The following is a 20,604-nucleotide window of genomic DNA, read 5'->3' on the forward strand; positions in this document are numbered from 1 at the left end:
AGGCTTCGACAACATGACTTGAAGATAAGTTCAAGAGAGTTTAATTCCTTCAGCTTCCAGGCTGTAAACACATAAACAAGGGCATAACGCTTACTACTCGAAAGAATGAGGAACACCGATAATGTCGACCAATTTAATTGATAGCATAATAGATTCAAGTAATATCGATTAAGGGTACAGAAAAAGCCTGACGGGCACTGGAAAATATAAAGTTTCGGTGATGCGTTTCTCTCGGGAAGAGACATACAATCTTAAAAATCTAAGAGAGCGATTGGAAAGCTGAGTTTAAAATATTACGTCCGATATGCTGATGACGTAATATTTATTGTGAGGAGCAAAGACGAAGCTCAACAGATTTTAGTGCTAATGATTGAGTTTTTAATAAAACAATTGGATCTTAACGTGAATGAAAATAAAAACATTTCCGATCAACCAGGGCATTAATGCGTTCGGATTTAAGATTTATAAAACGTATTGTTTGCTTCGAGATGATTCAGAGAAAAAAACAAACGCAAAGCCAAGAAATTACCTCGCCTTATTCAAGAAGGGTGTATGACTGTAGAGAAAGCCGAACAAATTTTAAACAGCTGGAAGGGGCACGCTATGCACGGAAGCAGCCATAACTTCATAAATAGTTTAATTAGAAGAAATCCCTACATTTACCGAAACGACAAAGATGCTTTGAAAGTTAATATGAAGGAGGTAGGAAATAATGTTATATAGAAAAAACGGACAATGGGACCTGTGCCCTTACAAAATCACTTACAATCAATACGGCGAACAATTCGAGAAATATACCGAAGATCGCAAATGGTGGTTAGATTTTGCCGACGCGTGGGAACATACGCGGATTGTAGAAATTACTGAAGTGGAACACACAACTGAACAACTGGAAAGATTTGAGGATATCAAATATATGCCGGAAGACTTCGGTGATATGTATTCTGATTACGTGGAATTCGGGATTTTCGAAACGGAGACTTTGCATCTGAGCCATCCCTTTTTAATCATTAAATTACGAAAAGAAAACGAAGATCTTTCAATGGCGATTTTAGAATTAGCTATGTCAAACGCGAAAATGGAATTAGAAACCCAAATGGCGATTTTGGAGTTAGCGAAAATTGTGACGGGAGGTGCAGAATAATGGCGAAAATCTATTATAATATGATTACTATCGGGAAATGGTCCATCGACAATGTTCCAATGCTTTGGTTAGCGGACACGCAAGCGCTGCTGGATGCCGATAAGGCCGCTTAAGTGTGGATAAATCAAAACAAAACTTAATTGAAGTAATTCAATCACAAGAAGATTTAATAATAAAACAAACTGAAACTATTTTTTCTCTTGTTAACGAAACTGTCGAACAAGAGTCTATAATCGGCGAACTTATGAAGAGTTATGAGTGAGAACGTCCTTCGGGGCGTTCTTTTTATTTTCCTATAAAGAGAAAAGTGTGGTGGGGTGAGATATGACGCAGCTGGAGGAGGAGCTAGGTATGCTCGAAAGACATGACGAATTGATACATCATGACATTCTGCCTCGACTGGAGAAAGTCGAGAAAGCACAGATGGACTTTAACACGCAGGTAGAAGCAATCACTGGCCAAGTTACAGAAATTACGGGTCAGGTTACTGAAATCAAGTCTTCACAAACGAATTTAGAACTGACCGTGATGAAAGATGGGCAAGAAACGCGAGGCATCCTAAACAAGTTTGTAGATCATTACTTCGCGGCTGACAAGGAGCGTCTGCAAACGGAACGCGACGTAATCCATGTAGATGAACGGATTACGCTAAAGCGCTTCTCTACACGCGAGAAAATCGTACTAGGAGTTGTTGGTGCATTTGCGGGATCAGGCGGAATTTTAGCAGGGATAGCCGCTTTAATACAGTTTTTAAAATGAGAGGAGAAATAAGATGAAAATTAATTGGAAAGTACGTGCAAAAAATAAGTTGTTCTGGCTGGCCTTGGTGCCGGCTTTTTTGTTGGTCTTGCAGATTGTCGCGGCGTGGTTCGATGTGGAATTGGCGGCAGATTTGATTGGCCTTGAAGCTACCAAGTTTATTAACTCTTTGTTTGCTTTACTCGTGATCTTGGGTATTGTCGTAGATCCTACTACTGACGGTACCGATGACAGCGATCAAGCTATGAGGTATCAAGAACCACGAAAAGATAAAAAGAAAGGGATGAAATAATATGAATAAAACGGAATGTGTAGTGTGCGGAAAAGAAATCGAAGTACTGAAACATTTTAACGGTGAAATGATGTGCGAGGAATGTTATCAAGAGCCAGAAAATGAGGTGTTTGGCGATGAGTAAGATTTTTATTGATCCAGGTCACGGTGGTCACGATCCAGGTGCTGTTGGAAAGCGCTCCAAAGAGAAAGATAATGTTTTAAAAGTAGCTTTACGACTGAAAACGATTCTCGAAGGTTATGGGCATGAAGTGAGACTGTCACGTTCGACTGATGTATTTATTCCGTTGGGAGAGCGTGCGAGACTAGCTAACGCTTGGGGAGCCGATTACTTTTTCAGTTTACACGACAACTCGGCTACAGCATCAGCAACAGGGTTCGAGACGTTCGTCTATAATGGTAGTGTTAGCACCGCAACTACAAAACTACAGAACGCAGTACACAGTTCAATCGCTAATCAAATAGGTATTCGTGATCGTGGTAAAAAGAGAGCGAACTTTGCGGTTTTGCGCTTAACAAATATGCCGGCTGTTCTCGTAGAATATGCGTTTATTTCAAATTATAGCGATGAAAATATCTTGATTGATGAAGTCGAGAAGTTGGCATTACTGACAGCGCAAGGAATAGTTAATTACGCAGGAGGTAAAAAAGATGTAGCAGCAGTGCCGAATAAACCTAAACCGACACCCGCGCCAGAGAAACTTACGATCGAGTTAGAATTTACATCTGGCACGTTACGTAAGGTAGTAGAGACTTTTCTAGGTAGCAAATTACAACAGGAGATGGCAGTCGAAGCGGCATCGGAACGCGGATACTCTTCATCTTGGATTAATAAGCAGGCAGATGGGTCCGCGGCTAACGGAGATTTAGTAGCGCTGATGATTGGTGCCGGGGTTAAAGAATTTAAATAAGGAGCAATTGGCCGTAATATAAACATTGATATGACGCGGTTCGGAGAAAGGCCAATGCAAAGGTAAAGCGACCTGTCCTTTTATGGATAGGTCGCTTTTTTATTTTCGAAATATCGAAGCGTTAAATAGCTCACTTTCAAATTATATCGTTGACGGATACGAATTAGCGGATAATTATGTGAAAATTATAGATTGGCAAATAATCTTTACATATGGTTTAATAGATACGTAGCATATTATACATATACAGAGGTGGTTTTTTGCGCAATATAACAGAGATTTCACCTTTAATTGAATTAATCAATAACATTGATGGTTTACATCATGATCATTCTGCTAATTGGTTAGATAAAGTGAACGAGCCATATAATCTCAAAAAAAACCAAGTTAGTGATATTTGTTTTAGTAATTCGCTTTCAGAACAAAGAGATATTGAAATTAATGCAGAATTTGTACAATACATGAATCAATATTGCGAAAACTTGAAGCAGGTATTCTTTCATCCATTTTACGATTTTCTAGACGCGGACCTAAAGGTGATTTCTAGAGTGAAGGATCCGGAATCAAGGATTTCAAAAATTTTGCATTATATGAATGGAAAGAACGAAAGAGGGAAGGTTAACCTTAACAAGTGTTTAAATGACTTGTTTGGTTTTCGTGTTTGGATGGATGAATTTGATCACAATCAAGAATGTTACGACTTCATAGAGAGCTCTCTTGATAACTCAAGAGTGAAGATTCACAATTCTTGCAAGGGAGATTATCGAGCCACCCATATTTACTTTAATAACGGAAACAATAGGTTCTTTCCTTGGGAACTTCAAATTTGGCTACATAAAGATGACAAAACCAATATCCACTCTCATTCTCTGCATAAACAAGAATACACTCAATGGGCAGAAATTTATAAAAAAACAGAATTCAGGGAGGTCAAAAGTGATGTTTAAGCACTTTGTTGCAATATCTAGCCTTTATTCTAAAGGTATTCGGATAGCTTTACACTTCTCGGGAGAACAGTTAGACTCGTCGGAAATACAAAAATTTTTAAATAGTCTTCACAAAAAACATGGAGATATTCAGTTAGGGATACACAGGTTAACCACCGAGTCTCCTTATTGGGAATCGGTAGTCGAAGCTGACGGCTATTTCAAGGATCTAATTGTCGTAAAAAGAAGTGAACAATTTATTGATTTAATCGGTATAGAACAACGATTGACAGCAGTACACATCGCGAAGTACGTCTTAACTTTAGCACCAATAAGTCACTTGAAGCTACAAAAGTTAGTATATTTAATATACGAAAGGTTCCTCAAAACCACAGGAGAAAAACTTTTCGATGATGATATATTTGCTTGGAAGCACGGACCGGTGATTAAGAGTGTTTACGATGTGTTTAAGGTTCACGGATCTTCTCCGATTGCATATGAAGAAGATGATAGTGCCAAGATCTACTCAGATGAAAATCTGTCGTTTACTCCATCATTCGTTAAAGTAATTTCAACTGAACACGGCTTTACTGCTTTAAACACTATTCATGAAGTCTTAAAAGATTATCAACATTTGGGAGCTTGGGACTTGGTGGATTTAACTCATCAAGAAGGTTCTCCTTGGTCGAAGGTATATAAACCTAACATCAACAAAATTATAACTGACGATGTAATTCTCGGTTATTCATAAAAGCATCTCTTCTGAGGTGCTTTTTCTTTTTTTAAAAAACGAACACACTCGACATTCAACGAAGATAAAGCTTCAGTAGTGTTAAAAGCGACCCTATCCATGGTGAACGGAGTCGTTTTTTATTTACTTTACAAACGAACGTACATTCCTTATAATTGGATTAAGGAGAGGAACGCATGTGCTGTAAAAATTGGAGAGAGCGGTAAACTATGGTGAAACCCTAGAAGTCATGTATATGGCTAACGATGGTTCAATCAGCAAAAGAAGAATCAAGGTACTGCAAGTTCGAGAGACCTCTTTCCGCGCCTACTGTTTTCTTAGGAAGTCCAAACGCACCTTCCTCATCGACAATGTATTAGTAGCCGTTCCCGTCATACAGAAAGAAAAGGTGGTCTTATAATGGAAGGTAATCGAGACCGTGGCAACATCAAGTGGACGTCACTCTTTATTCCGGAACACTTGGAGCGACTACGTGAATGGCAAGCAGAGGATGATCATATTGAGCAACCACAGCTGGACCAGTTCGACTGGGATAACATCCAAGAAACACTTGAAACGGCCCTCAAGCGTCAGTGTGAAACAGAAATCGAAACCTGGCAGGATGGAAAGATAACTTATTACCAAGGCAAGATAAAAGAAATCAATATACATAGCAAAACTGTAATAATGGAAGATCCATTCGGGCCGGATCGAATTCACGTAATAGAAATTGTGAGCGTTCAGTGCTTGGATTAATATAAAAAGAACCCAGCCCAGTTGGCTAGGTTCTCACTCCAAATATGGTTGATGATACTTTTCCTCACCAGCTCTACGTGCAGCGGCAGCTTCTTCTACCGTATCAAAATACCCCAAGTGATATTGTTTGTTTTTTATACCAATAGAAGCCCGATATTTGATGCTGTTTTTTCTTTTTACCGGAAATACTCCTTTAATTCCAGTATTGTTATCATTCCTGATTTTACTTTTTAGTATGGCTGTATAAACGCCGTCAACCATGAGATTTTCCTTAATATATTTCTGCACTTTTTCTCCCGTAGGAACGCTTATGCAACCGCATGACTTTGCCGTACCTGTCTTTAGTTGAACTCCAGAAGCTTGTATCACACCTCCACAGTCGCAATAACATAACCATGTTGCATTACTACCCATGCTCCCTTCTCTTCTTACGACGGTCAATTTCCCAAAACGTTTGCCCGCTAACTCCAACGCATTATTTCGTGCCTTCTCTTTTTGTAGACAGCCACATGACTTACTATTACCTGATCGAAGATCTTTCAAAAGGATGATTTTTTGCTCTCCGCAGTCACAAATGCATAAATAGCAACGTGCCTTACCCTTGCGATCTGCCTCTTCTTTAACTACTAGACCACCATATCGGTCACCTATCAAATTAAGACGTTTCCTACCCAATTTACAGACCCTCCCTTCTATTAATTCGTATCATAGTACATTTTCAGGGGATTGACTACGTGATTTGTAATTATATAGTTGGAAAATTATGTAGACAACCAGTTACATACATACTATGATAATCTTTGAATATGACAAAAGGAGTGTTTTGGTTGAAAAAACTAGTAATGATTATCATGACTATGGTTCTAGCCATTAGTCTGCTGCCCATTTCTACAGACGCAGCAACAAAAGAGATGAAGGTACATTTCATCGACGTAGGTCAAGGGGACGCAGTATTAATCCAGTCTCCAAACGGTAAAAACATGTTAGTGGATGGCGGTCCTAAGTCCGCTGGAAGTAAAGTCGTTTCATTTTTGAAAGAAAAAGGCGTTAAACGTTTGGATTACGTAGTAGCGACGCATCCAGATGCAGACCATATCGGTGGATTAGAAGCTGTATTAAATGCGTTCCCGGTAACAAACTTTATCGATTCTGGTTATGTACATACGTCACAAACGTACTATAATCTGTTGACGCTAATCGACAAAAAGAATATTAAGTTTACAGTAGCAAAGGAATTGGACAAGTTGGCGCTTGATCCACAATTAATTACACGTGTACTATTTGCAGATGAAAAAGGAAAAGACAGCAATGCTGCATCCATCGTTTTGAAAATTACTTATAATAAAGTATCGTTTTTGCTAATGGGGGATGCTGATACTGTTACAGAGGATTATATTAGATCGAAATATGATGTAAAAGCAACTGTGCTTAAAAATGGTCACCACGGATCAAAAACGAGTAGTTCAGCTGCATTTATCAGCAATGTTAAGCCAAGTGTAGCGATCCTAAGCTACGGCAAAAACAATAGCTACGGCCATCCGCATGCAGCTATTGAAGCGCGTTTGAAAAATGTTGGAGCAAAGACTTACAAAACACCTATTCACTGCAATATCACAGTGACGACTAATGGTGCAAAGCACTCGGTAGCAAATAGTTGTGGCAAGGGATCTACTCCTGTTGCAAAGCCTAAACCATCTAAACCGGTAGCAAAACCAACACCAGTCAAGCCAAAACCAGTCCCTTCTAAACCGGTTACAAAGCCTGTGACTCAAACTAATTTCAAAAACTGCACAGAGTTGCGAAAAGTTTATCCTAACGGTGTGTCTAAAGGACATCCTGCATATCAGTCCAAAATGGACCGAGATAAAGATGGATGGGCGTGTGAGCGATGAGCAAAAAGTATACATTGGACAGAATTGAAGAAGGAATATACGTATTTTTAGAATATCCTGAAGAGGAGAATCAACTCCTGATACAGGTCGATCAAGTAGATGAAATCTTTCATGAGGGCGATATAGTCTCTATCAGCTCAGAAGAACAGCAATACAGAATTGAACTGTTGATTGATGAAACACACATCACTCGTGAAAAAGTGAACAATTTATTAGAAAAACTGAAGAATAAAAAATGATACTAAAACAGCCACCGACTCTATTGAGAAGGTGGCTGTTTTAATTTTGGACGCATCAGAAAAACGGTACATTATATAGAAGGTTCTTAATCAGATGTGGTCTTTTTTCGGGGGACCACATTTTAATACTATGGAATGTGGTCTTTTTAAGTGGTCCACTCACATAAAAACCACGGAAATAAACAAGGACAGATAAACGTAGCAAAGAAAATAGACAAAGAAAGTGATTTACACCTCTTTAAATCAAGCTTTTGGGTGTACTGAAAACTACAGTAAAGGCTGTTTTAAATGATGATCGTGTTGTTGATCATTACCGTATTGATTTTAATCGCAATCCCGAACGTTACAAAGCATTCTAAATCGATAGATGAAAAGGGCTGTGAAGCATATGTCAAAATGGTAGAGGGCCAGGTGCAGGCATATAAGATGGATAAAAAAACGATCCCCACGATGTCATCTCTAACAACAGATGGATATTTACCCGAAAATCCAGCATGTCCGAATGGTAACGCAATTTCAATTGCGGGAGACGGTAAAGTGACGGCGTCAAATGGCGGTGGCTAAGAAAGCTAGTAAAGGTCAGCAAGGGTTTACCTTCTTGGAACTTTTGCTTGTTCTATCTATCATGATGGTTTTAACAGCCGTTATTCTTCCGTTTAGTGAAAAGCACTTGCAAAGAAGAAGTGAAGAAGATGCACTGAAGCAATTCATTACTACTGTTCATCAGGCGCAATTGTATGCCATGACACATAAGGAAAATATCGCTTTGATATTTAGCGACAGTGGAACAACGTACAAGGTGGTAAAAAATAACATGGCGGAAACTGTGATTCATGGATCATTTCCTGAAGGCATGGGCAGGACTAAACAATCTTCACTTAACAGATTGGATTTTGCTGAAACGGGATACATGGTCAAAACAGGGAAGATGATCTTTTTCACACAAAGCAAAGGTGAAATATTCATCTCATTTCAGTTTGAAAGAGGAAGGATGATCGTCAATGAATGAAAAAGGGCAATCGTGGCCAGAAGCTATGTTGTCGTTACTCGTTGTCATGGTGATTTTCGGATCTCTTGTACCGTTGGCCGACATATTGACGTCGTCTGCTACCGAAAAAAAGCAAGCAATGATTGCAGCCCAAACCACCTATCAAGCGGCTATTTTATATAAATCGTCGGGACAAACAACAGGACACAAAACACATGAAGATCTGCACTATAATTGGATGGTTAGTGATAGACAGATTTGCGTTGCATATGAAATACAACAAATTGAAAAACATAAATGTGTGAGTTTATGAAGCAATTGAATGAAAAAGGCTATTCATTAGTTGAGAGTATCGTTCATTTACTTATATTCACAATGTTGATTCAATTTGCGATTCTATTTTTTTACTGGCAAGCACCCATAGAGAAAGTTTATCAAGGGGATCTACTAGGGGAGTGGGAGTTATTTTCTTTGGAATTACAGGAATTGTTGGAAGAAGTAACTGGAGTGGAGGAAGTAAAACCTACGCTCTTCACGTTCCAAACTAAAAGAGGAAGGATCACTATACAGCAATACGATAAAATGCTTCGTAAAGTTGTGAATGGAACAGGTCATGTCCCTTTATTAATGAATGTGAAATCCAGTAAATTTACTGTGAAAGATAGCGAATTGAAGCTTGCTGTCGAAATGAAGGATGGTATGCGTAAAGAAAGGACGTTTGCTATTGGTTTATATCAAAAATGAGAAGGGAGGATCATTTATTTTCGCGATTGTTTTATTATTTTGCGTAAGTCTCTTTCTTTTCTCCCTCGTTTCATGGCATGATAGTATCTACAGAATATACGACTGGCTCGAAACCTATTATGAGCATAAAGCAGTTGAATTAATGAAACGGGATGGATGAAAATGAAAAGGATTTATTTAGTCGGATTCATGGGATGTGGAAAAAGCGCAATCGGTAAACGGCTGCATACGCTAACAGGTATTCCGTTTTTTGATATGGACCATGAAATTTCAGAACAAATGCAAATGACGATTCCTGAGATATTCGATCAGTACGGGGAACTGTATTTTAGGCAGCTGGAGACAGAATTCCTTGAAAAATTCCCCGAAGAATATTGTATTGTAGCGACTGGCGGAGGCGTTGCGGTAAAAGAAGAAAATATTCAACTGATGCGCGAATCAGGCATCGTATTTTTCCTCAATGCATCATTCCGCGATATTTGGCGCAGAATCTCGACTGATGTCAATCGTCCGATTGTACAACAATCATCGCGGCAAGAATTAGAAGCACTTTATAAAAAACGCAAGCCGAAGTATTTACACTCTGCTCATTTCACAGTGGAGACAACAGGCAAATCTTTAACGGATATTGCAGAATATATTATCTTTCAAATCGAAAGATATCAATAACTCATTGTAAAAGCGAATGATTTGGTTTGTGCTTAAGCTATCATTCGCTTTTATGCACTTTTAATAAATAGATTGCGCTTACTTATATGAAATGTTAAGATATCAGTGAAGAAAAAATTAATTGAATCATGCGAATGATTGTATGGGGAGAGCGCGCATTAGGCGCCGCCGAAGGAGCAAGTAACGAATGTTATGAATCTCTCAGGTAACAAAACGCATACATGACGCATCTCTGGACAGTGCTGAGTAATCAGCGGCCGAAGAAAGTATGGAAACTGTAAAGCTTTCAGGCAAAAGGACAGGGGTTCTCTTTTATAGGAGACCCCTGTCCTTTTTTTGATGAATTACATACTGATCGTTCCTTGATCAGAACACAAAGGAGGAAACAGTTTGACGAATCAATTATTACGTACGCCGTTATTTGAAAGTTATAAAGAGTATGGAGGCAAGACGATCGACTTTGGCGGCTGGGAGTTGCCTGTACAGTTCTCGAGTATTAAAGCAGAACACGAAGCCGTTCGTACAAAAGCGGGTTTGTTTGATGTCTCGCATATGGGAGAAGTGTTTGTCAGTGGTAGCGGAGCACTCGACTATTTGCAGAAACTCGTAACGAATGACGTTTCCAAACTGAAGATCGGCCAAGCGCAATATACTGTGATGTGTAATGAGCAAGGTGGAACGATCGATGACTTCTTAATTTATAAATTAGAGGAAGAGCGCTATTTACTAGTAGTCAATGCGTCGAATATCGAAAAAGATGTAGCTTGGATGGAAAAACAACAAACCGACAATGTCGTTATCGATAACCAATCTTCAAATTACGCGTTACTTGCACTGCAAGGTCCGGTGGCGGAGTCCGTATTACAGAAACTGACGAAAGAGTCGCTGGAAGAAATTAAATTTTTCCGTTTCAAAGAAAATGTGCAAGTGGGCGGTGAAGATGTACTCGTTTCACGTACTGGTTATACAGGAGAAAATGGATTTGAAATCTACGGTACACCTGAAGCGATCCAGAATTTGTGGTCAAAGATTTTGCAAGAAGGCAAAGAAGAGGGTGTCGTACCTGCAGGACTTGGTGCACGTGACACATTGCGCTTTGAAGCGGGACTACCACTTTACGGTCAAGAACTAAGAGAGGACATTTCTCCACTAGAAGCAGGACTTGGTTTCGTCGTAAAAGTGAATAAAGAAGAAGACTTTATTGGTAAAGATATTCTTGTGAAGCAAAAAGCACAAGGTGTGGAACGTAAGCTTGTCGGACTTGAAATGATCGATAAAGGGATTCCTCGTACAGGTTATAAAGTATTTGATGGTGACAAAGAGATCGGTGAAGTTACAACTGGCACTCAGTCTCCTACATTAAAGAAGAATATTGGTTTTGCGCTTCTGTCTACAGAGTTCACGGAGCTCGGCAAAGAAGTCGAAGTGGAGATCCGTACGAAACGTCTGAAGGCAAGAGTCATTGCAACACCTTTCTATAAAAGATCATAAGTGAAAAGGGGTAAAATTATTATGAAGCATCGTTATCTACCTATGACGGAGCAAGACCAGAAAGACATGCTTGAAACAATCGGAATTTCTTCCATCGATGAACTATTTTCGGATATTCCGGAAAAAGTGCGATTCAAAGGTGAGTACAAGATCAAACCTGCGAAATCTGAAACATCTCTATTAAAAGAACTTGGACGTTTGGCAGCGAAAAATATTAACGCTCAAGATTATGCTTCGTTCCTAGGAGCGGGAGTCTATGATCATTATCGTCCGATTATCGTAGATCATGTCATCTCACGTTCTGAGTTCTATACAGCGTATACGCCATACCAACCCGAAATTTCACAAGGTGAGTTACAGGCGATTTTCGAATTCCAGACGATGATCTGTGAATTGACTGGCATGGAGCTAGCGAACTCTTCGATGTATGACGGAGGCACAGCACTTGCTGAAGCAGGAACTCTTGCTGCAGGGCATACACGTCGTAAGAAATTACTTGTGTCCTCTACTGTTCACAACGAATCACATGCAGTAGTGAAATCATACGCTGACGGGCAATACATTGAAGTAGTAACGATTCCACATACAAATGGTGTAACGGATCTCGATAAGCTGAAAGAAATGATTGATGGTGAGACTGCAGCAGTACTCGTACAATATCCGAACTTCTACGGACAAGTAGAAGATCTTCAGGCAATCAGTGATATTGCACATGAAAATGGTGCATTATCGATCGTCTCGGCGAATCCACTTGCACTTGGACTATTGACACCACCTGGAGCACTTGGAGCGGATATTACGGTTGGAGATGCACAACCATTCGGAATCGCGGAATCATTCGGCGGACCACACTGTGGATATTTTGCCGTATCGAAAAAATTGATGCGTAAAGTTCCTGGCCGCCTAGTTGGTGAGACGAATGACGATCAAGGACGTAGAGGATACGTACTGACATTGCAAGCGCGTGAACAACATATTCGTCGTGACAAAGCAACGTCCAATATTTGTTCTAACCAGGCGTTGAACGCCCTTGCAGCATCTGTTGCGATGACAGCTCTTGGTAAAGAAGGAATTAAAGAAATCGCCTATCAGAACATCGCGAAAACAGCTTATGCGAAACAAGCATTTGAAAAAGCTGGCTTCGAAGTAAAATTCGGTCCTGCGCATTTCAATGAACTCGTAGTGGATTGTAAATCACCTATTAAAGATGTCAATAAACGACTGCTTGAACAAGGAATCATTGGTGGATATGATCTTAGTCTTGTTGATGAAAATCTGGCGAATCACGCACTGATCGCTGTAACAGAACAACGTACGAAAGAAGAAATCGATGCATACGTGCAAGAACTGGAGGCTATCCATGCATAAGGACAATCAATCACTCATTTTTGAACTATCCAAACCAGGTCGAATCGGTTATAGCTTACCTGAATTAGATGTACCTGAAGTAGATGTTACATCCATTTTATCTGAAGGCGTCATTCGTACGGAAGACGCAGAACTGCCTGAAGTATCTGAGTTGGATATCATGCGTCACTATACTGCATTGTCCAATCGGAATCACGGAGTCGATACAGGATTCTATCCATTAGGTTCTTGTACGATGAAATACAATCCGAAAATCAACGAAGCGGTTGCCCGTTTCCCAGGATTTTCACGCGTTCACCCGCTACAAGACGAAGCTACTGTACAAGGTGCACTTGAAGTAGTGTATGATCTGCAAGAACACTTGGCTGAAATTACAGGCATGCCACAAGTTACATTACAACCAGCAGCTGGTGCACACGGTGAGTGGACAGCTTTGATGATGATCCGTGCTTTCCATGAAGCGAACGGTGATACCCAACGTACGAAAGTACTTGTTCCCGACTCCGCTCACGGTACAAACCCAGCTTCTGCGACGGTTGCTGGTTTTGATACAATAACAGTCAAGTCGAATGAAAAAGGCTTAGTAGATCTTGAAGATTTGAAGTCGAAAGTAGGTCCTGATACAGCAGCATTGATGTTGACGAATCCTAATACGCTTGGTCTTTTCGAAGAAGACATTCTAGAAATGGCGGCAGCGGTTCACGGAGTCGGCGGAAAGTTGTATTATGATGGTGCGAACTTGAACGCAGTTATGTCAAAAGCACGCCCTGGCGACATGGGCTTTGATGCGGTTCATTTGAACTTGCATAAGACGTTCACAGGTCCTCACGGTGGCGGTGGGCCAGGTTCAGGTCCGGTAGGCGTAACGGATGAATTGGCTGCATTCATGCCGAAACCAGTTGTTGAAAAAGCAGGTGATCGCTTCATCTTGAACTATGACGTACCACAATCCATTGGTCGTGTGAAGCCCTACTATGGTAACTTCGGTATTTACCTACGTGCGTATACGTATATTCGTTCAATGGGTCCAGACGGCTTAAAAGCTGTAACGGAATACGCAGTACTCAATGCGAACTATATGATGCGTCGTCTAGAGCCATACTTCGAGCTGCCATATACACAGCACTGTAAACACGAATTTGTTTTGTCCGGTCGTCGTCAGAAGAAGCTTGGTGCACGTACACTTGATATGGCGAAGCGTTTGCTAGACTTTGGCTACCATCCGCCTACGATTTATTTCCCGTTGAACGTGGAAGAGGCAATGATGATCGAGCCGACAGAAACAGAATCCAAAGAAACATTGGATAACTTCATCGAAGCGATGATTCAAATCGCCAAAGAAGTAGAAGAGAATCCTGAAATCGTTCAAGAAGCACCCCACACAACAGTCATCGGCCGTCTAGATGAAACGAAGGCAGCACGTAAGCCTGTATTGCGTTATGTTAAAGAACAATCACCAGTTGAAGAAACCGTACAATAATAAAATAGATTGATAAGAGCACCGCTGAAAGCTAGCGGTGCTTTTTGATTTGTAGAAAATTTGAGCAATCTAGTAACCCTTCCGTTATACATGGCATGTGTAAAGAATAATATAGTAGTAATGGATGAATAGTTGAAAAGAAATAACTATTTGTTTCATAATTTACGTAGTTTAGGTGCATGTAATTAAGAAACTAAACGTGGGTATTTTCTGGGGAATAAACTATAAGGGGGGGTACGTTGAATACTGTTGTGAGGCTTTCCATTTCGCATCAAATAGACATGAAAGAGAGTTTCGCAATGGGACGGATAGTACATATAAAGCCCCATTTAGTTGCTGTTACCATGATAGTAAAACACCATGATCATGCAGCAAGTAAGAGTTACATATTGAAACTATTAAAAATAAAACTAGTTCCATACACAGTCTTGTAAAATCAGAATCGTATATTATACGATAAACAAATGTTCAATGTCAACCATGAATTTGAGAAATTTCTGATTATGTGTTATGCTGTATAAGTACAAGTAAACAGGACGGCATGCAACAATCCTGCGCAGCTTATTCCGGAAAGGAATGAAGGGCGCATTTTTTTAAATTTGCAACAAGGTTTGTTTTATTTCAATGAAATGACGTGTAGAATCTCACGTAGTTTTAATCAGTTAACTGTAAAGCTTTGATCAAAGAATTTATAGGAGGAGATTTTCTAGTGAATTTAATTAATGAAGAAATTACTCATAACGTGTTTGGTGAAGGAAATATTGTAGAACACGAGGAGTCATTTATCACCGTTGATTTCAATAAAAATCTTAAAAGATTTGTCTATCCTGATGCATTTGAGAACTTTATTACTTTAAATAATCGAAGTATGGCAGAGTCTTTAGAGAAAGTTTTTGTGGAACGAAGAGCAGAAGAGAAAATTCTGGAAAAGAAACGTAAGGAAGAAAAGGCTATCCAGGTATTAGAACAGCAACGTAGAGAAATATTAAAGAACCACAAAATTCACGAAAGTTCACAAATTGTTTTCTGGTTAGATCAAGAAAGACAGTCAGATGTGTTTACCGATTGGGAAGTATCGACTGGAAGCATTCAAAGCGGGAAGAATAAAGGGTTACCTAACCCAGTAACTCGTTTGCGTCCAAACAGTGCAGGTATTCTAACAGTGAGAACTCCTGATCAAGTAGAAACGGAAAGAACTATTCTGGGTCTCTTCATGGTTGGTGACACATTTACTGGAAGCATTGGCGAGGACGGATTGGTCCCTACCCATCCTGAATATAGAATTCAACTTACAGAAGAAGAAGCTGAGAAAATGCTTTTCTGGAATTACTATAGAAATAAAAACTATCCTGACCGTACTTCATGGAACTCTGGGACATTCCGTTACTTTGATAATATTTGGACTGCCCAAATTTTACAAGATATTATCACATTAAAGACGGATGAAGAACAGATCAAAGAAGCGAAAGAGTTTATGGACTATTTCTGTAAATTGAATGCTATTGACATGAATAATATTCCGGAAGCAGAAGGTGCGTTACGTTAATAAGTGGTATTGCTTTCGCTGAAGTATATTACGAAGTCGTTCATTACACTGTAAGCTGCCAGGTACGAGCACATGATAACTGTGTTGGTACCTGGCAGTTTTTTGTTTATTTCCGTGTGTAATTACGATTTTGTATTCAGTATAGATTAATGTGGATTGTTACTTTCACTACCTTCAAAGTAGATTTCATTTTAAATGTTTGAGTCCATACTATATAATTCATTAGATTGAACAAAAAAGCACTAGTTAAACTAATACATATAATTGAAAAACATGGTAAAGGATGAATGAATATGAGAGAAACCGTAACGGCGATGGATGTCGCTAAGTTGGCGGGCGTTTCACAATCGTCTGTTTCAAGAGTATATTTTGAAGGGGCATCTGTTTCCGATAAAACTAGGAAACGGGTTCTTGAGGCAGCGGCAGAGCTTGGATATCGTCCCAACGTATATGCGAGAAGTCTAATTACAAACCAATCCAAAATTATTGGCCTTGTAATGAAGAGTGTTCAGAATCCATTCTACGCGCATGTATTGAAACGATTTAGTTCAATTTTCAAACAACAAGGTTATAGTATTTTATTTGTCTCCACTAATAATGATGAAATTCAAGGTGAGGATGTTGAAACATTACTGAACTATCATGTGGCGGGCGTAATTGTGACTGATGCTACAATTTCTGAAAAAGTTGGGGATGAGTTCAAAAAGAATCACATCCCTCTCGTTTTCTTTAATAGAAAGCCTCATACTGATGTGTTTCATTCAGTGAGTTGCAATAATTTAGAAGCTGGACGCTCTATTGCGCAATTTTTAGTATCTACAGGATCTACGGAATTAGTATTGGTCACCGGGAATGAAGATACCTCTACAAGTATCGAACGTAAAAAGGGTTTTTGTGAAGTACTCGATCAGCAAAATGTTACATATCGTACGTACAATTCAGACTATACGTATGAAGGTGGGTATGACACAGCAATCACTTTGCTTGAAGAAGATCAATTACCGTCTGCAATATTTGTGGCGAACGATATTATGGCACTTGGGGTATTAGATGCTCTTCGCAAACATGGAATCCGAATACCTGAACATACTAGGGTTGTTGGATTTGATAATATCGGTATGGCTTCTTGGCCTGCTTACGATTTGACGACATGGGAGCAGCCAATCGAAGAAATGATTGAAGCAACGGTAACGTATTTGATGGAAGAGGTGACATCTTATACAGGATTTGTACAAACGGTAGAAGTGGATGGGAAACTAATTGAAAGGAAAACGACATAAAGTTGTTGACTTTGACGAAAATTTAGACTAGTATTTTGAGGTAGACTCAAATGCATACGTATGCAGAATGGGTTTTGCTTGAGCATTCTATACGTTACCAAAATTAGTTTGCAGATAAAACAGAATGTAAGCGGTTAAAAACAGGAGGCGTAATTATGGTAAAAGTAATCAAAGCAGGTAAATCTCAAGAAGAAGTAGTAGCAAACGACACGAAGGTTTCTGAAATTGTTTCTGCCGCATTAAAAGATGTAGAAAGTCGTGGAGATCAAGCAGTACGTGAACTTTCCGAGAAATTTGATAAATGGACTCCGGAATCCTTCAGACTGAGTGAATCAGAAATTAAAGAAATAGTTGCACAAGTGCCTGATAGTGTGATCGAAGACATTAAATTTGCACAAACTAATATAAAAGCGTTTGCAGAAGCACAGCTAGCTTCTTTGCATGATGTGGAAGTAGAAGATATTCCTGGGGTTATTCTTGGGCATAAAAATATTCCAGTGAACAGTGTCGGTTGTTACATCCCAGGCGGACGATATCCAATGGTTGCGTCTGCACATATGAGTGTGTTGACTGCAAAAGTTGCAGGAGTGAAGCGGGTTATTGCATGTACACCACCAATCAATGGTGAAATTCCGAAAGCGACTATTGCCGCAATGTATTTAGCAGGAGCAGATGAAATTTATTTACTTGGCGGCATTCAGGCGATGGGGGCAATGGCAATCGGAACAGAAACAATTGAATCTGTCGATATGATTGTCGGACCTGGTAATGCATTTGTTGCTGAAGCGAAACGTCAATTATACGGTCGTGTAGGAATTGATTTATTTGCAGGTCCAACAGAGACATTAGTAGTAGCGGACCATACAGCAGATGCAGAAATGATTGCGATTGATCTTCTCGGACAAGGTGAACATGGGCCAACGTCTCCTGGAGCATTGATTACAACATCTGAAGAACTTGCGCACGAAACAATTAAAGAAATTGCACGTCAATTGGAAACACTTCCAACGGCAGATGTAGCCAGTGTGTCTTGGGAAGATTATGGTCAAATATTAGTCGTGGATTCTATTGAAGAAGCACGGATCGAAGCAGATCGCTTAGCATTCGAACACGTGGAGATTTTAACAGAGAATCCGGACTACTTCCTCGAGCACATGACGAACTACGGCTGCTTGTTCTTGGGACCAGAGACGAATGTTGCTTACGGAGATAAAGTAATTGGTACAAACCATACTTTGCCGACTAAGGGAGCAGCTCGGTACACAGGTGGATTATGGGTCGGTAAATTCATCAAAACAGTTACTTATCAGAAAGTAACTCCTGAAGCCTCTGCATATATCGGTGAGTACGCAGCACGCCTCTGTTTGCTAGAGAACTTTGAAGGACATGCTAGACAAGCACAACTCCGAGTAGATCGATATGGCAAAAGATAAAGCAAGTTTTTAAGGTGGTAAGGTAATTAGGAGGAATGACTATGTTAGGAATGATCGGCCTTTTTGGGGGACTTGCGATCTTAATCTTTTTGACAATGAAGGGGATGAACCTTCTCATCGCGGCACCCATTACCGCATTGTTTATCGCAATTATGAATGGCATCCCGCTTTTCCCACAGTTAGTAGAAGAGGGCGCGGTGAATTTCTTAACGAACTATATGGGTGGTTTTACAGGATTTATCGCCTCTTGGTATTTAATGTTTTTAACGGGTGCGATATTCGGTAAAGTTATGGAGGACAGTGGCGGTGCCGATAGTATTTCCCAATGGATTGTCAGTAAAATTGGTATGAAAAGAGCAGCCTTAGCCGTTGTCATCGCTTGTGCAGTGTTAACGTATGGAGGGGTAAGTTTGTTTGTGGTTGCGTTCTCGGTATATCCGATGGCATTAAGTCTATTCAAACAAGCTGACTTGCCAAGAAGGTTCATTCCAGCTGCACTCGCATTTGGTTCTACAACATTTACCATGACATCTGCAGGATCTCCTGAAATCCAAAACTGGATTCCGATTGAGTTCCTTGGTACGAGTCCGTATGCAGGATGGGAAGTCAGTATTTTCGTAGCAATCTTCATGTTCTTGTTTGGTTATTGGTGGCTGAAGCGAATGATTTCAAAAGCTGTCGCTAAAGGAGAAGGGTTTATTGCAAGAGATACGGATAAGGAAGTAGATATGCAAAGATCTCTTCCGAATCCGATACTGAGCATGATCCCATTAGTAGTAGTTCTTGGCATCACGTTACTGTTACACAACTATCTCGGTACCTCTGCATTAATTATTTCTTTAAGTGGCGGTATATTGGCCACATTTATTTTGAATAAAAAGTACTTCCAAAACTTTGGTCATGCAGTAGGAGAAGGTGCGATGGGTGCAGTAATTGCTATCGCCAATACAGCTGCGGTCGTTGGTTTTGGTGGAGTAGTCAAGGCGACACCGGCTTTCGAAGCTGCAGTAAATGTCATGACCGATATTCCAGGAAGTCCACTGATTGGTGGAGCGCTTGCAGTAGCAGTCATCGCTGGTTTGACCGGATCATCGTCAGGTGGGCAAGCCATCGCATTACCACTATTGGCTCCCCACTATTTAGACCTAGGTGTAGATCCCGAAGCATTGCATCGAACGGTAGCCATATCTTCAGGTTCGTTAGATTCACTTCCTCAAGGAGGATATGTTGTCACAACGATCCGATCAATTGCTGGTGAAACACATAAAGACGCGTATCCGGCATTTGGGGCATTGTCTGTCGTTGTACCTATTTTAGGTGCTGCAGTGGCGGTTATTCTGTTTTCAATCGGACTATAATAATGAAAACCCAACGAGCTAAAACTTGGTTTGTTGGGTCTTTACATTTCCCAGGCAATGAAAAGAATAGGTAGGGCACAGCGTAGTCTAAAAAGAGTGGCAAGATTATTCATAGCGTTTTACTAAGTCATTTGTAGAGTACTATGAGCATAATAGAAAAAGTAAGAAGCGCCACTCTTCGCATGAAGAGTGGCGCTTCATGCTATGAATAATTAGTAAATATCTCGCTCCCAAAAACGTTGATGGGTAATAGCGAATACAAAGTCGTCGTTAGACGTAGCGTGATTTTTAGCGAATACACTATCTGGTGCCTCTATTGCGTCAGACGCTGTGAAAAGAGTGTTTCCGGTTTTGGCAACGCTAATCGGTTTATAGTGTCTAAATGCCTCATTTGGTTTATGGTGCAAGGATATAAACTGAATACGTTCTAATGAAAAGGGGTGGGAGTAGATTTAAAGTATACATAGGTATGTACATCGTGTTTTTTCGGTTTGTCTGGCAGTTATGTATAGAAATTTAGCTCTGCTTTAATATGTATTTAAGAATGATAGTAGAAATGCTGAAAAATGCCAGACACAGTGACAAATCGGGATTGTCT

Annotated in this window: 25 protein-coding genes and 1 riboswitch; of the genes, 24 read left to right on the forward strand and 1 reads right to left on the reverse strand. The window is 40.0% G+C overall.

Features of this window, described 5'->3' with window-relative positions:
• The first annotated feature begins 712 nt into the window (after positions 1-712).
• The 10 genes from CSV80_RS00925 (at position 713) to CSV80_RS00960 (ending at position 5,518) form a co-directional block, all read left to right on the forward strand.
• Positions 713-1,144: a hypothetical protein gene (locus CSV80_RS00925; RefSeq protein ID WP_099669210.1), complete on the forward strand. Its 432-nt coding sequence runs from the start codon at positions 713-715 to the stop codon at positions 1,142-1,144.
• On the forward strand, positions 1,144-1,257 hold the full coding sequence (locus tag CSV80_RS17965; protein ID WP_255407623.1) for a CD1375 family protein: 114 nt from the start codon (positions 1,144-1,146) through the stop codon (positions 1,255-1,257). The genes CSV80_RS00925 and CSV80_RS17965 overlap by 1 nt, the downstream gene beginning before the upstream one ends.
• Before the next feature lie 2 nt (positions 1,258-1,259).
• Positions 1,260-1,406 carry a hypothetical protein gene (locus CSV80_RS17430; RefSeq protein ID WP_158231971.1) on the forward strand — a complete coding sequence of 49 codons (147 nt, stop codon included), beginning with the start codon at positions 1,260-1,262 and terminating at the stop codon, positions 1,404-1,406.
• A gap of 62 nt (positions 1,407-1,468) precedes the next feature.
• Positions 1,469-1,903, forward strand: coding sequence for a hypothetical protein (locus CSV80_RS00930; protein WP_143560443.1), 435 nt, complete (start codon positions 1,469-1,471; stop codon positions 1,901-1,903).
• A 13-nt stretch (positions 1,904-1,916) separates the two neighbouring features.
• Entirely contained in the window at positions 1,917-2,195 is a 279-nt protein-coding gene (locus CSV80_RS00935; protein ID WP_099669212.1) for a phage holin, read from the forward strand.
• Position 2,196: 1 nt separating this feature from the next.
• Positions 2,197-2,319, forward strand: coding sequence for a hypothetical protein (locus CSV80_RS17970; protein WP_255407624.1), 123 nt, complete (start codon positions 2,197-2,199; stop codon positions 2,317-2,319).
• Positions 2,312-3,106, forward strand: coding sequence for an N-acetylmuramoyl-L-alanine amidase family protein (locus CSV80_RS00940; RefSeq protein WP_158231836.1), 795 nt, complete (start codon positions 2,312-2,314; stop codon positions 3,104-3,106). Before CSV80_RS17970 ends, CSV80_RS00940 begins: the two co-directional genes overlap by 8 nt.
• 260 nt (positions 3,107-3,366) lie before the next feature.
• Complete coding sequence (locus CSV80_RS00945; protein WP_099669214.1) at positions 3,367-4,053, forward strand: nucleotidyltransferase family protein; 687 nt, start codon at positions 3,367-3,369, stop codon at positions 4,051-4,053.
• The gene (locus CSV80_RS00950; protein ID WP_099669215.1) at positions 4,046-4,783 is read left to right on the forward strand and encodes a Panacea domain-containing protein; all 738 of its coding nucleotides are present in this window, start codon (positions 4,046-4,048) and stop codon (positions 4,781-4,783) included. The genes CSV80_RS00945 and CSV80_RS00950 overlap by 8 nt, the downstream gene beginning before the upstream one ends.
• A gap of 399 nt (positions 4,784-5,182) precedes the next feature.
• Complete coding sequence (locus CSV80_RS00960) at positions 5,183-5,518, forward strand: YolD-like family protein (protein WP_099669216.1); 336 nt, start codon at positions 5,183-5,185, stop codon at positions 5,516-5,518.
• A gap of 33 nt (positions 5,519-5,551) precedes the next feature.
• Here CSV80_RS00960 and CSV80_RS00965 read toward each other — a convergent pair whose 3' ends face one another.
• On the reverse strand, positions 5,552-6,193 hold the full coding sequence (locus CSV80_RS00965) for an HNH endonuclease (RefSeq protein WP_099669217.1): 642 nt from the start codon (positions 6,191-6,193) through the stop codon (positions 5,552-5,554).
• 152 nt (positions 6,194-6,345) lie between these two features.
• Here CSV80_RS00965 and CSV80_RS18095 point away from each other — a divergent pair, with 152 nt between their 5' ends.
• The 14 genes from CSV80_RS18095 to CSV80_RS01040 all read left to right on the forward strand — a co-directional run bounded on the left by CSV80_RS18095 (position 6,346) and on the right by CSV80_RS01040 (position 20,006).
• A complete protein-coding gene (locus CSV80_RS18095) occupies positions 6,346-7,410 on the forward strand; it encodes an MBL fold metallo-hydrolase (protein WP_158231837.1) in 1,065 nt (354 codons plus the stop codon).
• A complete protein-coding gene (locus CSV80_RS00975; protein ID WP_099669219.1) occupies positions 7,407-7,649 on the forward strand; it encodes a DUF3006 domain-containing protein in 243 nt (80 codons plus the stop codon). The genes CSV80_RS18095 and CSV80_RS00975 overlap by 4 nt, the downstream gene beginning before the upstream one ends.
• A gap of 288 nt (positions 7,650-7,937) precedes the next feature.
• Positions 7,938-8,213 carry a competence type IV pilus major pilin ComGC gene (comGC, locus tag CSV80_RS00980; RefSeq protein ID WP_099669220.1) on the forward strand — a complete coding sequence of 92 codons (276 nt, stop codon included), beginning with the start codon at positions 7,938-7,940 and terminating at the stop codon, positions 8,211-8,213.
• On the forward strand, positions 8,206-8,658 hold the full coding sequence (locus tag CSV80_RS00985; RefSeq protein ID WP_158231838.1) for a type II secretion system protein: 453 nt from the start codon (positions 8,206-8,208) through the stop codon (positions 8,656-8,658). The genes comGC and CSV80_RS00985 overlap by 8 nt, the downstream gene beginning before the upstream one ends.
• A complete protein-coding gene (locus CSV80_RS17285) occupies positions 8,651-8,950 on the forward strand; it encodes a type II secretion system protein (protein ID WP_143560444.1) in 300 nt (99 codons plus the stop codon). The genes CSV80_RS00985 and CSV80_RS17285 overlap by 8 nt, the downstream gene beginning before the upstream one ends.
• On the forward strand, positions 8,947-9,381 hold the full coding sequence (comGF, locus tag CSV80_RS00990; RefSeq protein ID WP_029054529.1) for a competence type IV pilus minor pilin ComGF: 435 nt from the start codon (positions 8,947-8,949) through the stop codon (positions 9,379-9,381). Before CSV80_RS17285 ends, comGF begins: the two co-directional genes overlap by 4 nt.
• A 162-nt stretch (positions 9,382-9,543) precedes the next feature.
• Positions 9,544-10,050 (forward strand): shikimate kinase, encoded by a 507-nt coding sequence (locus CSV80_RS01000; RefSeq protein WP_029054530.1) that lies wholly within the window; start codon positions 9,544-9,546, stop codon positions 10,048-10,050.
• 134 nt (positions 10,051-10,184) lie between these two features.
• Positions 10,185-10,277: riboswitch (glycine riboswitch) on the forward strand.
• Positions 10,278-10,440: 163 nt separating this feature from the next.
• A complete protein-coding gene (gcvT, locus tag CSV80_RS01005; RefSeq protein WP_099669221.1) occupies positions 10,441-11,541 on the forward strand; it encodes a glycine cleavage system aminomethyltransferase GcvT in 1,101 nt (366 codons plus the stop codon).
• A 21-nt stretch (positions 11,542-11,562) separates the two neighbouring features.
• Entirely contained in the window at positions 11,563-12,909 is a 1,347-nt protein-coding gene (gene gcvPA, locus CSV80_RS01010; RefSeq protein ID WP_099669222.1) for an aminomethyl-transferring glycine dehydrogenase subunit GcvPA, read from the forward strand.
• On the forward strand, positions 12,902-14,389 hold the full coding sequence (gene gcvPB / locus CSV80_RS01015; protein ID WP_099669223.1) for an aminomethyl-transferring glycine dehydrogenase subunit GcvPB: 1,488 nt from the start codon (positions 12,902-12,904) through the stop codon (positions 14,387-14,389). Before gcvPA ends, gcvPB begins: the two co-directional genes overlap by 8 nt.
• Before the next feature lie 709 nt (positions 14,390-15,098).
• Positions 15,099-15,935, forward strand: a complete 837-nt coding sequence (locus CSV80_RS01025; protein WP_099669225.1) for a malate synthase — start codon at positions 15,099-15,101, stop codon at positions 15,933-15,935.
• Between the two features lie 293 nt (positions 15,936-16,228).
• A complete protein-coding gene (locus CSV80_RS01030; RefSeq protein ID WP_158231839.1) occupies positions 16,229-17,215 on the forward strand; it encodes a LacI family DNA-binding transcriptional regulator in 987 nt (328 codons plus the stop codon).
• Between the two features lie 155 nt (positions 17,216-17,370).
• Positions 17,371-18,648, forward strand: a complete 1,278-nt coding sequence (gene hisD / locus CSV80_RS01035; RefSeq protein WP_099669227.1) for a histidinol dehydrogenase — start codon at positions 17,371-17,373, stop codon at positions 18,646-18,648.
• 41 nt (positions 18,649-18,689) lie between these two features.
• Positions 18,690-20,006: a GntP family permease gene (locus CSV80_RS01040; RefSeq protein ID WP_099669228.1), complete on the forward strand. Its 1,317-nt coding sequence runs from the start codon at positions 18,690-18,692 to the stop codon at positions 20,004-20,006.
• Positions 20,007-20,604 lie beyond the last annotated feature (598 nt).

It is taken from the genome of Sporosarcina sp. P12(2017), from assembly GCF_002743035.1.
Classification (GTDB): Bacteria; Bacillota; Bacilli; order Bacillales_A; family Planococcaceae; genus Sporosarcina; species Sporosarcina ureae.

Coding starts and splice junctions, on each gene's coding strand:
- CSV80_RS00925 (WP_099669210.1), top strand. CDS start 713: ATGTTATATAGAAAAAACGGACAATGGGACCTGTGCCCTTACAAAATC.
- CSV80_RS17965 (WP_255407623.1), top strand. CDS start 1,144: ATGGCGAAAATCTATTATAATATGATTACTATCGGGAAATGGTCCATC.
- CSV80_RS00930 (WP_143560443.1), top strand. CDS start 1,469: ATGACGCAGCTGGAGGAGGAGCTAGGTATGCTCGAAAGACATGACGAA.
- CSV80_RS00935 (WP_099669212.1), top strand. CDS start 1,917: ATGAAAATTAATTGGAAAGTACGTGCAAAAAATAAGTTGTTCTGGCTG.
- CSV80_RS17970 (WP_255407624.1), top strand. CDS start 2,197: ATGAATAAAACGGAATGTGTAGTGTGCGGAAAAGAAATCGAAGTACTG.
- CSV80_RS00940 (WP_158231836.1), top strand. CDS start 2,312: ATGAGTAAGATTTTTATTGATCCAGGTCACGGTGGTCACGATCCAGGT.
- CSV80_RS00950 (WP_099669215.1), top strand. CDS start 4,046: ATGTTTAAGCACTTTGTTGCAATATCTAGCCTTTATTCTAAAGGTATT.
- CSV80_RS00960 (WP_099669216.1), top strand. CDS start 5,183: ATGGAAGGTAATCGAGACCGTGGCAACATCAAGTGGACGTCACTCTTT.
- CSV80_RS00975 (WP_099669219.1), top strand. CDS start 7,407: ATGAGCAAAAAGTATACATTGGACAGAATTGAAGAAGGAATATACGTA.
- comGC (WP_099669220.1), top strand. CDS start 7,938: ATGATGATCGTGTTGTTGATCATTACCGTATTGATTTTAATCGCAATC.
- CSV80_RS17285 (WP_143560444.1), top strand. CDS start 8,651: ATGAATGAAAAAGGGCAATCGTGGCCAGAAGCTATGTTGTCGTTACTC.
- comGF (WP_029054529.1), top strand. CDS start 8,947: ATGAAGCAATTGAATGAAAAAGGCTATTCATTAGTTGAGAGTATCGTT.
- CSV80_RS01000 (WP_029054530.1), top strand. CDS start 9,544: ATGAAAAGGATTTATTTAGTCGGATTCATGGGATGTGGAAAAAGCGCA.
- gcvPA (WP_099669222.1), top strand. CDS start 11,563: ATGAAGCATCGTTATCTACCTATGACGGAGCAAGACCAGAAAGACATG.
- gcvPB (WP_099669223.1), top strand. CDS start 12,902: ATGCATAAGGACAATCAATCACTCATTTTTGAACTATCCAAACCAGGT.
- CSV80_RS01030 (WP_158231839.1), top strand. CDS start 16,229: ATGAGAGAAACCGTAACGGCGATGGATGTCGCTAAGTTGGCGGGCGTT.
- hisD (WP_099669227.1), top strand. CDS start 17,371: ATGGTAAAAGTAATCAAAGCAGGTAAATCTCAAGAAGAAGTAGTAGCA.
- CSV80_RS01040 (WP_099669228.1), top strand. CDS start 18,690: ATGTTAGGAATGATCGGCCTTTTTGGGGGACTTGCGATCTTAATCTTT.